At 58.7% G+C, this 12,746-nt stretch carries 14 protein-coding genes; 7 read left to right on the top strand and 7 right to left on the bottom strand.

Features of this window, described 5'->3' with window-relative positions; genetic code table 11:
• Nucleotides 1-172 precede the first annotated feature (172 nt).
• Together pyrF and yciH are read left to right on the top strand one after the other, a co-directional pair.
• Nucleotides 173-910, top strand: coding sequence for an orotidine-5'-phosphate decarboxylase (gene pyrF / locus ABLV76_RS23990; protein WP_069135680.1), 738 nt, complete (start codon nucleotides 173-175; stop codon nucleotides 908-910).
• On the top strand, nucleotides 910-1,236 hold the full coding sequence (yciH, locus tag ABLV76_RS23985) for a stress response translation initiation inhibitor YciH (protein WP_004203881.1): 327 nt from the start codon (nucleotides 910-912) through the stop codon (nucleotides 1,234-1,236). Before pyrF ends, yciH begins: the two co-directional genes overlap by 1 nt.
• A gap of 129 nt (nucleotides 1,237-1,365) precedes the next feature.
• On the opposite strand, the gene osmB is transcribed toward yciH, so the two are convergent.
• The 7 genes from osmB to ABLV76_RS23950 all read right to left on the bottom strand — a co-directional run bounded on the left by osmB (nucleotide 1,366) and on the right by ABLV76_RS23950 (nucleotide 7,912).
• On the bottom strand, nucleotides 1,366-1,584 hold the full coding sequence (gene osmB, locus ABLV76_RS23980) for an osmotically-inducible lipoprotein OsmB (protein WP_002901783.1): 219 nt from the start codon (nucleotides 1,582-1,584) through the stop codon (nucleotides 1,366-1,368).
• A 275-nt stretch (nucleotides 1,585-1,859) separates the two neighbouring features.
• On the bottom strand, nucleotides 1,860-2,609 hold the full coding sequence (locus tag ABLV76_RS23975) for a DNA-binding transcriptional regulator YciT (protein WP_004203882.1): 750 nt from the start codon (nucleotides 2,607-2,609) through the stop codon (nucleotides 1,860-1,862).
• A gap of 73 nt (nucleotides 2,610-2,682) precedes the next feature.
• Nucleotides 2,683-2,862 (bottom strand): hypothetical protein, encoded by a 180-nt coding sequence (locus ABLV76_RS23970; protein ID WP_004203883.1) that lies wholly within the window; start codon nucleotides 2,860-2,862, stop codon nucleotides 2,683-2,685.
• A 158-nt stretch (nucleotides 2,863-3,020) separates the two neighbouring features.
• Nucleotides 3,021-4,955, bottom strand: coding sequence for an exoribonuclease II (locus tag ABLV76_RS23965; RefSeq protein ID WP_004203886.1), 1,935 nt, complete (start codon nucleotides 4,953-4,955; stop codon nucleotides 3,021-3,023).
• Nucleotides 4,956-5,036: 81 nt separating this feature from the next.
• Nucleotides 5,037-6,194: a carboxymuconolactone decarboxylase family protein gene (locus ABLV76_RS23960; protein WP_004203887.1), complete on the bottom strand. Its 1,158-nt coding sequence runs from the start codon at nucleotides 6,192-6,194 to the stop codon at nucleotides 5,037-5,039.
• Nucleotides 6,195-6,382: 188 nt separating this feature from the next.
• Nucleotides 6,383-7,171: an enoyl-ACP reductase FabI gene (fabI, locus tag ABLV76_RS23955; protein WP_064189265.1), complete on the bottom strand. Its 789-nt coding sequence runs from the start codon at nucleotides 7,169-7,171 to the stop codon at nucleotides 6,383-6,385.
• A 198-nt stretch (nucleotides 7,172-7,369) separates the two neighbouring features.
• Nucleotides 7,370-7,912: a HutD family protein gene (locus tag ABLV76_RS23950; protein WP_062913813.1), complete on the bottom strand. Its 543-nt coding sequence runs from the start codon at nucleotides 7,910-7,912 to the stop codon at nucleotides 7,370-7,372.
• Nucleotides 7,913-8,121: 209 nt separating this feature from the next.
• On the opposite strand from ABLV76_RS23950, the gene ABLV76_RS23945 reads away from it, so the two are divergent.
• The 5 genes from ABLV76_RS23945 to hutH are packed head-to-tail and all read left to right on the top strand — an operon-like array spanning nucleotide 8,122 to nucleotide 12,731.
• On the top strand, nucleotides 8,122-8,967 hold the full coding sequence (locus ABLV76_RS23945) for a transporter substrate-binding domain-containing protein (RefSeq protein ID WP_348878515.1): 846 nt from the start codon (nucleotides 8,122-8,124) through the stop codon (nucleotides 8,965-8,967).
• 11 nt (nucleotides 8,968-8,978) lie between these two features.
• On the top strand, nucleotides 8,979-9,698 hold the full coding sequence (locus ABLV76_RS23940; RefSeq protein ID WP_004203892.1) for an ABC transporter permease subunit: 720 nt from the start codon (nucleotides 8,979-8,981) through the stop codon (nucleotides 9,696-9,698).
• A gap of 9 nt (nucleotides 9,699-9,707) precedes the next feature.
• Nucleotides 9,708-10,439 (top strand): ABC transporter permease subunit, encoded by a 732-nt coding sequence (locus ABLV76_RS23935; RefSeq protein ID WP_004203893.1) that lies wholly within the window; start codon nucleotides 9,708-9,710, stop codon nucleotides 10,437-10,439.
• Between the two features lies 1 nt (nucleotide 10,440).
• Nucleotides 10,441-11,235, top strand: a complete 795-nt coding sequence (locus ABLV76_RS23930; RefSeq protein ID WP_060657071.1) for an ATP-binding cassette domain-containing protein — start codon at nucleotides 10,441-10,443, stop codon at nucleotides 11,233-11,235.
• Entirely contained in the window at nucleotides 11,232-12,731 is a 1,500-nt protein-coding gene (hutH, locus tag ABLV76_RS23925; RefSeq protein WP_080846584.1) for a histidine ammonia-lyase, read from the top strand. Before ABLV76_RS23930 ends, hutH begins: the two co-directional genes overlap by 4 nt.
• The last annotated feature ends 15 nt before the right edge of the window (nucleotides 12,732-12,746 follow it).

The following is a 12,746-nucleotide window of genomic DNA, read 5'->3' as shown; positions in this document are numbered from 1 at the left end:
TTTAGTTACAACATACTTATCATTTCTTTCCCGTCGCCGTCTGCAGCCCCGGCATCGCCGTCGTCCGCGCAGGGCAAAACAGCAGCCTGTTATTTTGTTAGCTTCACAGGTAGAATGCTGCCCGTTTACCTTTTTTGCGCCCTCTGGCGCCCATCAACACTAAGGTCTGGTCATGACGTCAACAGCTATCCCATCTTCCCGCGCTGTCACTTCCTCTCCCGTTGTGGTTGCGCTTGACTATGATAATCGCGATAAAGCGCTGGCATTTGTCGACCGCATCGACCCGCGCGACTGCCGCCTGAAGGTGGGCAAAGAGATGTTCACTCTGCTGGGACCACAGTTTGTCAGCGATCTGCATCAGCGTGGGTTTGAGGTGTTCCTGGACCTTAAGTTTCACGATATTCCCAACACCACCGCCCGCGCGGTGGCGGCGGCGGCCGAGCTTGGCGTATGGATGGTGAATGTCCATGCCTCCGGCGGCGCGCGGATGATGACCGCGGCACGCGAAGCGCTGCTGCCTTTTGGTCAAGACGCGCCGCTGCTCATCGCCGTCACCGTCCTTACCAGCATGGAGTCCAGCGATCTGCAGGATCTGGGCATTACCTTATCTCCGGCTGATTACGCGGCGAAGCTGGCGGCGCTGACCCAACGCTGCGGCCTCGACGGGGTGGTGTGTTCAGCTCAGGAGGCGGTACGCTTTAAGCATGAGCTGGGACAGGCGTTTAAGCTGGTCACCCCGGGTATCCGTCCGCAGGGCAGCGACGCTGGCGATCAGCGGCGGATCATGACGCCTGAGCAGGCTCAGGCGTCAGGGGTGGACTATATGGTCATTGGCCGCCCGGTTACCCAGTCGATCGATCCTGCCGCGACGCTGCGGGCGATCAACGATTCTCTGCGCAAGGGGGCATAATGAGCGATTCCAACAGCCGCCTGGTCTACTCCACCGAAACCGGGCGTATCGACGAGGCGAAACCGGCGCCGGTGCGCCCGAAAGGCGACGGCATAGTGCGGATCCAGCGCCAGACCAGCGGCCGCAAGGGCAAGGGCGTCTGTCTGATTAGCGGGATTGATGCCGACGATGCGGCACTCACTGCCCTGGCGGCGGAGCTGAAGAAGAAATGCGGCTGCGGCGGCGCGGTGAAAGAGGGTGTGATTGAGATCCAGGGCGACAAACGGGATTTACTTAAGGCGCTGCTAGAGGCGAAAGGGATGAAAGTGAAGTTAGCCGGCGGCTAATCGTTTTTTCAACCCTAATTAATGGCCAGGTGAAATAACAAGGCCGCGGTGAATGCCGCGGCCTTGAATGATTTAACGTGCGTAAGTCAATTCGTATGAATTATTCTTTTATTTCGTCAGGTAATTATATTATTTGCCGACCTGGTGACCAATAATACCACCGACTGCTGCGCCACCCAGGGTACCGAGTGCGCTACCGTCAGTTAACACCGCACCGCCGATGGCGCCGGCGCCTGCACCGATTGCAGTGTTACGATCGCGTTTAGACATGTTAGAGCAAGCGCTCAGAGACATTGCTACAGTGACAGCCAGAACAACAGCAGCCATTTTTTTGCTCGTTGAAGTCATCATTTTTTTCTCCTGAATAATCCATTCATGGATTACAGCGCTCCTTTAAGCATAGCCTGATAAAGCAGCTTTAGGGCAATTCCATGAAGTTAGGGTGCGCAGGTATCACGAAAATCACGCAGGTGATAGTCACTTCCTGTTATATCGCTAATAATAATTCTACTTTTTTTTAAATTTATCGTCAGGTAAAAAATCTTAATTACCGGCTCGGAATACTCTCAGAGCGTAATTTCGCCCCGTTCGGCGCGGTGGCAGGGCACGGGGCGGGTGGAATATCAGATGTACGGCACAATATCGACGGTCAGGCCGCTGCGCAACAACTGCTCACGGCAGTCGTTCGGCAGACGATCGTCGGTGATAACGCGATTAAAGCGGCCGGCTGGGCCAAGCGGATAGGGGTGCACCGCGCTGAATTTTGAGCTGTCGCTGAGGATAATCGCTTCGCAGTGCTTCTCCAGAACGGCGTTAACCACGTCCGCACGCATCATATCGCGGCCGGTAAAGCCGGTTTCCGCCTGCCAGCCATCGATCCCGATGAAGGCCTTACTGAAATGCACCTGTTGAATGAACTGGCGGGTCAGTGGGCCAACCATACTTTCACTGCGTTTCTGGTAAATCCCGCCCAGCAGGATCACCTCTCCCGGCGTCTCTTTCAGCAGATGGGCGATATAGCTGCTGACGGTGATGATGGTGATATCGCCACGTTCAGCCAGGGTGCGCGCCAGCAGGGCGTTGCTGCTGCCGTTTTCGATAAATACCGTTTCGCCGGCATTCACCAGCGCCGCGGCGCGGCTGGCCAGTTCACGCTTAATGGCGAAATGGGTCATCATGCGGGTTTCGACATCTTCACTGTCCAATGGGACGGCGTAGCCATGGGTGCGGCGCAGATAGCTCTGCTTCTCCAGCAGGTTTAGATCCTGACGGATGGTGACCTCTGAGACACCGGTCATCTTCGCCAGATCGGCGACGCTCATGCGGCCTTTATCGATGACCACTTGCAAAATACTTTGTTGTCGGGCGTTCATAGCAACATCACTGTTAGGGGGCTATACGGCGAGCAACCGGTCAGCATCGCCGGTTGCGGCATGTGGGCGATAATCAGATTTCCCAGGGCGCTTTGGGTGGTTTGTTTTGCTCGGCGTCGTCTGCCGCCAGCGCCAGCAGTTCCGCTTTGAGGATTTCCAGATTATGGATCGCAGAGTGGTAATCACCGGCAACCAGAATATCCAGCACGGTATCGATACGTTGGGCGAGCAGGTGGGCATTCACATCTGACATGGCATTATCCTGGTAACAAAAACGAATGAAATCAATGATGCTAAAAATGGGTGAAAAAGAGAAGCGAAAAAAACGCACAACCTTAATCGTTGCGACGGAAATGACGGGACAGGGAGGAAAGAAGGAGCGGTTCCCGAAGGAACCGCTGTGAAGAGACGTCAGGCTGCCGGACGAGCAATGATGCTACGCGTTTCCATGCGGACTTCAGCGATAGTGACATCGATAACATCGGTCACTTTGTAGACCACTTCTCCCTTGATCTGCACGGTGCCGTTTTCCTGGCTGCAGACCAGTTCGTCGCGCACGGCGTGAAGGAACGGGGCCGGAATAAAGGCGACCGCGCCATTGTCCACCAGACGTACGCGCATTCCACCGCGGCTGATGTCGATGATCTCCGCCGCAAAGCGGGTGTCGGTACCGGCTTTATCATTGAGGAAACGGGCATACAGCCAGTCGGCGACATCGCGTTCGGCCATGCGGTTGAGACGACGGCGCTCCGCCATCTGCACGGTGGCTTCATCCTGTGGGCGCGCAATGGTTTCGCCTTTGATGATGGCCTTCAGCAGACGGTGATTGATCATGTCGCCATACTTACGAATCGGCGAGGTCCAGGTGGCGTAGGCCTCAAGACCAAGACCAAAGTGGGGGCCCGGCTCGGTGCTGATTTCAGCAAACGACTGGAAACGACGTATGCGGCTGTCGAGGAAACCGGTCGGCTGAGCGTCCAGTTCGCGGCGCAGCTTGCAGAAACCTTCCAGGGTGAGCACTTCCGTTGGATCAACGTGTACGTCGTGGGTCTTCAGCAGGGCCGCCAGCTGTTCGGTATTCGCCGGGTCGAAGCCGGTGTGGACGTTATAAACGCCGAAGCCAAGCTTGTCGCGCAGCACGCGGGCGGCACAGATGTTGGCGGCGATCATCGACTCTTCGACAATACGGTTGGCAATACGACGCGGCTCCGCGACGATGTCCAGCACTTCGCCTTTTTCGCCGAGGACGAAACGGTAATCCGGGCGGTCTTTAAACACCAGCGCGTGGGTCTGACGCCATTCGCTGCGGCGCTGACACACGTCCTTCAGCAGCGTAATTTGCTGCGCGATCGCCTCGCTGCCCGGCTGCCAGCTGCCGCGGCCTTCCAGCCAGTCAGAGACATCGTCATAGGCCAGTTTGGCTTTTGATTCGATGGTAGCGGCAAAGAACTCGATATTGTCTTCGATGGTGCCATCGGCCGCCAGAGTCATCCGGCAGGCCAACACCGGGCGCACTTCATTGGCACGCAGGGAACACAGGTCGTCTGACAGTTCGCGCGGCAGCATCGGGATGTTGAAGCCCGGCAGATAGTTGGTAAAGGCGCGTACTTTTGCGGCGTTATCCAGCTTGCTGCCTTCGGCAATCCACGCGGTCGGGTCAGCGATCGCCACCGTCAGCAACAGTTTGCCGTCGGCGCCAGATTCGACATACAGCGCATCATCCATATCTTCGGTACTTGCGCTGTCAATGGTGACGAAGTCGAGGGCGGTCAAATCGCGGCGAGTCAGCCCTTCGTCAAGCATCTCGGTGGCGACGCCGTCCGGTGCCTCTTTCTCAAGATTATGGCGCGCCAGCGTCACCCACCACGGGACGAAGTGATCGTCGCTGAAGGTGATGAACTGGGTCAGCTCCGCGTAAAATCCGCGGTCGCCTTTTAATGGATGACGGCGCATTTCTGCGACGGCCCAGTCACCCTGTTTGAAATCATGCTCAACGCCACGGGCGGCGCGGCAGGGAATGGCGTCTTTCAGCAGCGGATGGTCAGGAACGATAGCGAGGCGATCGTCTTTCTTCTGGACTTTACCGACGAAACGGGTCAGGAAGGGCTCAACCAGCGATTCCGGTTCGGCGCTTTCGCGTTCTTTTTCAGAATGGATCACCGCAACGATACGGTCGCCATGCATCACTTTTTTCATCTGCGGCGGCGGAATGAAGTAGCTCTTCTGAGCGTCCACTTCGAGGAAGCCAAAGCCCTTTTCCGTGCCCTTAACGACCCCTTCCGCACGCGGCGTCTGGGAATGCAGTTGCTGTTTAAGCTGCGCTAGCAGCGGGTTATCCTGAAACATAATTAGGTATTTTCGTGGCTAAAAGAGCGGCTGACATTTTTACGCGATTATGCCTGTCGCAGCAAGCGCTGTTTCAGCAATTTACGTCTGCTGACGCACATAGCCGAGGGCGATTTTCAGACGATTCATCCAGCCGCATAGTCCGCTCCAGGTTAACAGATCGATCGCCTGTTCCGCTGAGAGTCCATATTCGCCGAGGGGTGTTAACTGGGCGGCGCTAAACCGGTCCGGGGAGCGGGTTAACAACTGTACCGCGGTAACGAGCGCGCGCGACCGCGGATGCTGCCCAAGCCAGCGATGGAGAGCCTGATCGCCCTCGCGCAAATGGCTGCCGAACGCTTCTTCACCGTGCCAGTGGGAGAGCCAGGCGTCAAAACAGGTGGCGCTGCCATTGGTGCGCGCGGTGAGTAAGGCGACCTGCGGGCCAAAGGTACCGTTGCCGCTGAGCTGGCGTAACAGCGTCTCCAGAGGCGCCATCAGCTGCGGGTCGCAGGCCAGCAACGGAGCCAGCGGGCCCAGGCCGGGCAGTGACTGCCAGCTGGCGATACGCCGCTGGCGCTCGTCATCGGCATACTGCAGATCGGGATCCTCAATGTCGGTTACCCACTCTCCTGGTGGGTTGACGAACAGGTCGGCGGGCGCCTCCTCTTGCTGCGGCATACCGGGGATCCAGCGCACCGGGAAGCCCTGGGCCGCCTGCAGCACGGCAATCGCCCGCGCCTGGAAGCCGACGAAACCGATAATCTGGTTGATCAGGATAATATCCCGACTGGTCAGGCCCACTTCGTCCAGCTGGCTGCGGGAAAGGGCGTTAATGACGGAGGGTGAACCGGCGAGCTGACGAGCGTATTGGGTGATCTGCGCCAGACGACGGTTGCTCTCGCGCGAAGAGTCGGGCCCCGGCAGGGGCGCCAGGCGGGCGGCATAGTGGTTACACAGCCGCTGGACGCCGTAGACCTGGGCGACGGTGAGCGCAGTGCTCAGGCGATCGTAGGCGGTAAAGGTTTGCAGGCGGCTCACCGCCACCTGGTCGGGAAACAGCCGCTCGGCCAGCTGGCGCGCGGGGCGTAGCCAGCCTGCGTGGGCGTGTAGCCAGGCGTCCGGCAGCGTCAGGTCCAGCAAAAAGCGGTCTTCAACATGGGCGGCTTCAGGGACGAGCGGCAGGACATCCACCGGGCAGATTGTTGACTGGGTTTCGTGATACCAGTGGTTTTTGCCATTCACGCGGCGTGGCTCCATGGGCTTTCCTTGTTCGGTATGTGGCGAACCGCCGTTCCGCGGATCGTTTATGCAGAACTATCCTGGCGTAACCCGGAAGCAGGAGAAAATATTGATACGTGCTAACAAATAGCCGATTGGAATAACAGGGGGGGCACAAGGCCTGGGAAGGGAGAGCCCTCCTCACCGGGGCGAGGAGGGTAAGGAACTTATTTCAGTTCCAGCTCGTTCATGGCGGCGATGCTGAACCCGCCATCAACGTGAACGACTTCACCGGAGATACCCGCAGACAGGTTGGAGCACAGGAAGGCTGCGCTGTTACCCACGTCTTCAATGGTGACGGTGCGACGGATCGGGGTGACCGCTTCGCAGTGCGCCAGCATTTTACGGAAATCTTTGATACCGGACGCGGCCAGGGTACGGATCGGACCGGCGGAGATAGCGTTGACGCGAACGCCTTCCGGACCCATCGCGTTCGCCATATAGCGCACGTTAGCTTCCAGAGAGGCTTTCGCCAGACCCATGACGTTGTAGTTCGGGATCGCGCGCTCGGCGCCCAGGTAGGAGAGCGTCAGCAGAGCAGAGCCCGGGTTCAGCATTGTGCGGCAGGCTTTGGCCATCGCCACGAAGCTGTAGGCGCTGATGTCGTGCGCGATTTTGAAACCTTCGCGGGTGACCGCGTTGACGTAGTCGCCGTCTAACTGGTCAGCCGGGGCATAACCGATAGAGTGGACGAAACCATCGAATTTTGGCCAGACTTTTTCCAGCTCGGTGAACAGCGCGGTGATGCTCTCGTCTTCAGCAACGTCGCACGGCAGCACAATGTTAGAACCCAGCGCGGCAGCAAACTCTTCAACGCGACCTTTCAGTTTTTCATTCTGATAGGTGAATGCCAGTTCCGCGCCTTCGCGGTGCATTGCCTGCGCAATACCGTAGGCGATGGACAGTTTGCTGGCGACGCCAGTGATCAAAATGCGCTTACCGGAAAGAAAACCCATAGCTTTAATCCTTATCGTTATTGCTTATTTTTACTTTAACAATCATAACGTTAACATTGTTATTTCAAAATAACTCAAATTTAGCCAGGAATTATATCCCACTGACGACCCCTTGTGTCACGATATTTTTCAGCCGGCCCGCGCCGCGCGGGGCAAAAGCCGATCGTGATGGCTCAAGTATACCCTTTTCTCAGCTGATTATTTGAGCGCAATCGTTGCCAGCAGGAGGCGCCCATCGGCACCGAGAGGCCGCAGCTCGCCCGGGGCGTTGCCGCGCCAGCAGAGACCGCTGCCGGCGGCGCAGCGCCGCCCGGCCAGATCCCACTCCCCCTGCAGCACATAAGCGACGCCTTCGGTGGCCGCTCGCTGCCGGTCGCTCACCACTTCAACCTTCGCTGAGGCTCGACCCCGCTGGGTCATGACATTGAAGTCCAGTCCAGGCTCAACGATCCCGACGCTGGACAGCTCCCATTCGCCGGGGAATGCCCACGGCTGCCAGAGCGCCAGCGGATGGTCGATCTCCTCCCCGCGCAGCCGTAGCGGTCGCCCCGCCAGCAAGACGATCGTCCGGTCGACCCCGGGGAAGGGGGAGAAAGGGCCATCGGCCTGCAGGGTGGCAATGCTCGCGCGCCAGAGAAAAGGGGCATCTACGGAAGGAACGGCGATAATTTCGCGCGTGGCGCCGGCACCGTTCTTCCACGGCGTGACGGGTAAAGTAGCGTAATCAAAATACGTGATCATAGTTTGCTCGGCGGAAATCTGGAGTGGATAGTATTTGTTACACGCTTGTCTCAATGTGCTTACAAATTATTTACAACAGGGCTCACAAATCCATCATTGAGCGCGTGTGCGGGTTTGTCAATGCTTGTATATACATGAGCAGTCATCTGCGAATTATCTTATCGCCGTGACCAGAGCCATCATGACAAAACGCGATCGGGAGAATGAAAATGCAACAGCGTATTACTTTCCGCCAGGCCTGCCTGGTCACCCTGTTTTCGGGGCTACTGCTGTCTGGTGGCTCAACATACGCTAAAGAGTGGAAATCGATCACCATCGCTACGGAAGGCGGCTATGAGCCCTGGAATCTGACGCTTCCCGGAGGGAAACTCAGCGGCTTCGAGCCCGAGCTAATGGCGAATTTATGCCAGCGAATGCAGATCGAATGCAAACTGGTGGTGCAGAACTGGGATGGCATGATTGCCGGACTTAACGCCGGAAAATATGACGTGATCATGGATGCTATCGTCGTCACCCCAGAGCGTTCGAAAGTAGTGGCGTTTACCCAGGCATACGCTGCCACGCCGGCCTCTTTCATTGCGGTAAAAGGGTCGCTGCTACCGCCGTCCCCGGCGGTCAAACTTCATGATGATGAGAAAGAGATTCAGGCGGCGATTGCGCCTCTGCGCGCGGCGTTGAAAGGGAAAACCATCGGCATCGCTTCCGGCACCGTCTACACCCCGTTTATTGATAAGTATTTCAAGGATATCGCTGACGTCCGGGAATATAACAACTCAGCGGATGCGATCCTCGACCTGCAGGCTGAGCGCATCGATGCGGTGTTTGATGATATTACCTTTGCCAACACCACCCTGTCGCGTCCGGAGAATAGCAATCTGGCATTGAGCGGTCCGCTGATGAGCGGCTCAATCTGGGGAGGCGGTGAGGCGATGGGTGTGCGCCTTACCGATACCGATCTCAAAGCGAAACTGGATAGCGCCATTCAGGCGGCGCTGGCCGATGGGACGGTAAAAAAACTGAGTGAGAAATGGTTTAAAAGCGACGTGACTCCCTGAGCGAGGCAACCATGTTAAATCTTCTGAGTTTGGGTGAAAACGGGTGGGGGACGCTGATCCTCAGCGCAACGCTGACCACGTTGCTGCTGTCGCTTGCAGCGCTGGCCGTCGGTGCGGGCGTAGGCGGCGTCATCGCCGCCGCGAAATTGTCCCGGCACGCGCCAGCGCGCTGGTTCGGCGCCGCCTGGTCGGTGGTATTCCGCGGTATCCCTGAATTACTGGTGATCTATCTGTTCTATTTTGGCGGCTCAGGGATGATTTCATGGCTGGGTCGCCTGTTTGGCGCAGACGGCTTTATTGAGGTGCCGCCATTTCTGATTGGCGCCCTGGCGATTGGTTTGATCTCCTCCTCGTATCAGGCGGAAGTCTACCGTGCTGCTCGCCTGGCGTTGATGCCCGGTGAAGTGGAGGCAGCTACCGCCATTGGCATGCCGCGCTGGCGGATCCTGCAGCGCATCCTGCTGCCGCAGATTGTCCGTTATTCGCTGCCGGGGTTGTCCAACGTCTGGCAGATGAGCCTCAAAGATTCGGCGCTGGTATCAGTGACCGGGATGGTTGAATTGATGCGCGCCAGCCAGATTGCCGCTGGCTCTACCCGCGATTATTTCCTGTTCTATCTCATCGGCGGCGGTTGCTATTTGATCCTGACGCTGCTCTCTAACCGCGCGTTTACCCGGGCGGAGAGCCATCTGAACCGCGCCTGGCTGCGTCGCAGCGCCGCGCAGGCGTAAGGAGCCCGTATGATTATCGATTTTGCCTTCCTCGGTGAGACGTTGTTGAAGCTCGGCGCGGCGCTGCCGGTGACGCTGGGGCTCTTTATCTGCTCTTTTATGCTTGGCGGCGTGCTGGCCCTTGGCGTTCTGGCGCTGCGAATGAGCCGCTGGCCGCTGGCAAGCGGCTTCGCCAAAGGCTATATCCTGATCTTTCGCGGCTCGCCATTGCTGATCCAGTTGTTTCTCATTTATTACGGGCTGGGTCAGTTTGGGGTGATCCGCCACAGTTTCCTGTGGCCGCTGCTGCGTGAACCCTTCATCTGCGCCGTTCTGGCGCTGGCGCTCTGTACGGCGGCCTATACCGCGGAAATTCTGCGCGGCGGGTTGCTGGCGATACCGCCGGGCCAGATTGAAGCCGGCCAGGCTTGCGGTATGTCGCGCTGGCTGCTGCTGCGGCGGATCATTGCCCCGGTGATGCTGCGCTATGCGCTGCCAGCCTACTCCACGGAGGCCATTTTGTTGGTCAAGTCGACGGCGCTGGCAAGCCTGGTGACCGTCTGGGACGTCACGGGGGTGGCCCAACAGATTATTCAGCGTACCTACCGGACGATGGAGGTATTTCTCTGCGCGGCGGCCATCTACCTGCTGCTCAATTTCATCATTGTGCAATTGTACGCCCTGCTTGAACGGCGTTTAACCCCGCATACCAGGCCAAATCCTGCGACCGTGTCGCTCAAGCCGATAACCAAAGGAGAGTAAGATGCTCGATTCACGTCCGGTGACCTTATCGGTCAGCGATATTCATAAGTCCTTTGGCTCCCTGGATGTCCTGAAGGGGATCACCATCCAGGCGCAGCAGGGCGATGTTATTTCGATCCTTGGCGCCAGCGGTTCCGGTAAAAGTACGCTGCTGCGCTGCATTAACCTGCTGGAAACGCCCGATGCCGGAGTGGTCAGCGTCGGCGGGGAGACGATTGAAATGAAACACCACGCTCGCGGGCATCGGCTGGCGGCGAATCCCCGGCAGATAGAACGCCTGCGCTCGCGGCTGGGGATGGTCTTCCAAAGTTTTAACCTGTGGTCGCATATGACGGTTCTGCAGAATGTCATTGAGGGGCCGCATTATGTGCTCAAACGCGATAAACGGACCTGCATTGAACAGGCCGAGCAGCTGCTGGAGCGGGTGGGGATGTTGAACCGAAAGGATTTTTATCCGGCGCAGCTCTCCGGCGGCCAGCAGCAGCGCGTGGCGATAGCCCGCGCGCTGGCGATGGAGCCGGACGTCATGCTCTTTGATGAACCCACCTCAGCGCTGGATCCTGAACTGGTCGGCGAGGTGCTAAAGGTGATGCGCAGCCTGGCGGAGGAGGGACGGACGATGCTGGTGGTCACCCACGAGCTGGGATTCGCCCGCCATGTCTCCAACCGGGTGGTCTTTATGCACCAGGGGACGATTGACTGCGACGGCGCGCCTGAGGCGCTGTTTGGCAGCAAGGGATCCGCGCGCTTTAAGCAATTTATCTCCAGCCATCAACAGCCAGGACAGGTCGTATGAAAATGATCCAGTGGGGCGATGCGCCGATACGCTGGCAGGAGGTGGCTTGCGTCGCCCGGGGCGAGGCGACCTTGAGCCTCAGCGACAGCGCCTGGGCGCGTATCGCGCAAGGACGGGCGATCGTCCAGCATATCGTTAAAGCCGGCCAGGTAGCCTATGGGATCAATACCGGGCTGGGGGCGCTGTGCAATATTACGCTGCCGGAAGCACAGCTGCACCAGCTGTCGCGCAATACGTTGCTCAGCCATGCCTGCGGGGTGGGACCGTTGCTGGCGGTCGCCCCAACCCGGGCAATTATGTGCGCCGCGGTGGCCAATTTCAGCCACGGTAAATCCGGGATCTCCGCCGGGATAGTGCAGCAGCTGTTGGCGTTTTTGCAGCATGGCGTCACCCCTCAGGTGCCCTCCCAGGGGTCAGTTGGCTATTTAACGCATATGGCGCATATTGGCCTGGCCCTGATGGGGGTTGGCGATGTGCTGTGGCAGGGGCGAACGTGGCCTGCGGCAGAGGTCCTGTCGCAGCTGAATCTGCAGCCCATCGCGCCGGGAGCGAAAGAGGGGCTGAGTCTGGTCAACGGTACGCCGTGCATGACCGGTCTGGCCTGTCTGGCGTTAGACGACGCCGAGCGCTTAATGGACTGGGCCGATGTAACCGGCGCGATGAGCTTTGAAGCGCTGCGCGGCCAGCTTGTGGCATTCGATGCCGAGATCCTGGCGCTGAAAGCCAGCCCCGGTATCCAGACCAGCGGCCAGCGGCTGCGTGAGCTGCTGGCGGACAGCCCTCTGCTGGCCGAAAGTCAAGGACTTCGCACCCAGGATGCGCTAAGCCTTCGCTCGATGCCTCAGGTGCATGGCGCTTGCCGGGATCAGTTTAGCCACGCGCAGACGCAGATAAATATCGAACTCAACGCCTGTACCGATAATCCGCTGATCCTGGGGACCGTTGAGCAGTGGCGGGTGGTCTCCCAGGCGCATCCGCACGGCGAATCAGTGGCAATGGCCTGCGATTTGCTGGCCATTGCCATGGCAGAGCTGGGCGCTATCGCTGAACGACGCCTTGACCGGCTGGTGAATCCTCTGGTGAGCGGGCTGCCGGCGTTCCTGGTCGCCCGACCGGGCGTGAATTCAGGGATGATGATTGCCCAGTACGTCGCCGCGTCGTTGTGCGCGGAAAACAAGCAGCTGGCGCAGCCAGCGGTGCTGGATAATTTTGTTACCTCGGCGTTGCAGGAGGATCATTTAAGTCTGGGCACCAGCGCTGCGCTGAAACTGCAGCGCCTGCTGGGCAACCTCTATCAGATCCTCGGCATCGAATATTTACTCGCTGCCCAGGGGCTCGATTTTCACGAGCCGCAGAAGCTGGCCGCGGGCACGCGCCGGGCGCGAGACCTGCTGCGCGAAAGCGTGCCTGGCTGGGAGGACGATCGTTGGCTGGCGCCGGACATTGCCAGCGCGGTGGCCATCCTTAAGCGAACCGCTGGCCACGCGCCGGCGTGAGGTCAGCGGGCGAGG

Source organism: Klebsiella sp. GB_Kp047 (assembly GCF_040065235.1).
Classification (GTDB): Bacteria; Pseudomonadota; Gammaproteobacteria; order Enterobacterales; family Enterobacteriaceae; genus Klebsiella; species Klebsiella quasipneumoniae.
This window is presented reverse-complemented; position numbering and strand designations above follow the sequence as displayed.

Excerpts from the sequence above, each read along its gene's own strand:
- pyrF (WP_069135680.1), top strand. The coding sequence starts at position 173 with ATGACGTCAACAGCTATCCCATCTTCCCGCGCTGTCACTTCCTCTCCC.
- yciH (WP_004203881.1), top strand. The coding sequence starts at position 910 with ATGAGCGATTCCAACAGCCGCCTGGTCTACTCCACCGAAACCGGGCGT.
- osmB (WP_002901783.1), bottom strand. The coding sequence starts at position 1,584 with ATGACTTCAACGAGCAAAAAAATGGCTGCTGTTGTTCTGGCTGTCACT.
- ABLV76_RS23975 (WP_004203882.1), bottom strand. The coding sequence starts at position 2,609 with ATGAACGCCCGACAACAAAGTATTTTGCAAGTGGTCATCGATAAAGGC.
- ABLV76_RS23970 (WP_004203883.1), bottom strand. The coding sequence starts at position 2,862 with ATGTCAGATGTGAATGCCCACCTGCTCGCCCAACGTATCGATACCGTG.
- ABLV76_RS23965 (WP_004203886.1), bottom strand. The coding sequence starts at position 4,955 with ATGTTTCAGGATAACCCGCTGCTAGCGCAGCTTAAACAGCAACTGCAT.
- ABLV76_RS23960 (WP_004203887.1), bottom strand. The coding sequence starts at position 6,194 with ATGGAGCCACGCCGCGTGAATGGCAAAAACCACTGGTATCACGAAACC.
- fabI (WP_064189265.1), bottom strand. The coding sequence starts at position 7,171 with ATGGGTTTTCTTTCCGGTAAGCGCATTTTGATCACTGGCGTCGCCAGC.
- ABLV76_RS23950 (WP_062913813.1), bottom strand. The coding sequence starts at position 7,912 with ATGATCACGTATTTTGATTACGCTACTTTACCCGTCACGCCGTGGAAG.
- ABLV76_RS23945 (WP_348878515.1), top strand. The coding sequence starts at position 8,122 with ATGCAACAGCGTATTACTTTCCGCCAGGCCTGCCTGGTCACCCTGTTT.
- ABLV76_RS23940 (WP_004203892.1), top strand. The coding sequence starts at position 8,979 with ATGTTAAATCTTCTGAGTTTGGGTGAAAACGGGTGGGGGACGCTGATC.
- ABLV76_RS23935 (WP_004203893.1), top strand. The coding sequence starts at position 9,708 with ATGATTATCGATTTTGCCTTCCTCGGTGAGACGTTGTTGAAGCTCGGC.
- ABLV76_RS23930 (WP_060657071.1), top strand. The coding sequence starts at position 10,441 with ATGCTCGATTCACGTCCGGTGACCTTATCGGTCAGCGATATTCATAAG.
- hutH (WP_080846584.1), top strand. The coding sequence starts at position 11,232 with ATGAAAATGATCCAGTGGGGCGATGCGCCGATACGCTGGCAGGAGGTG.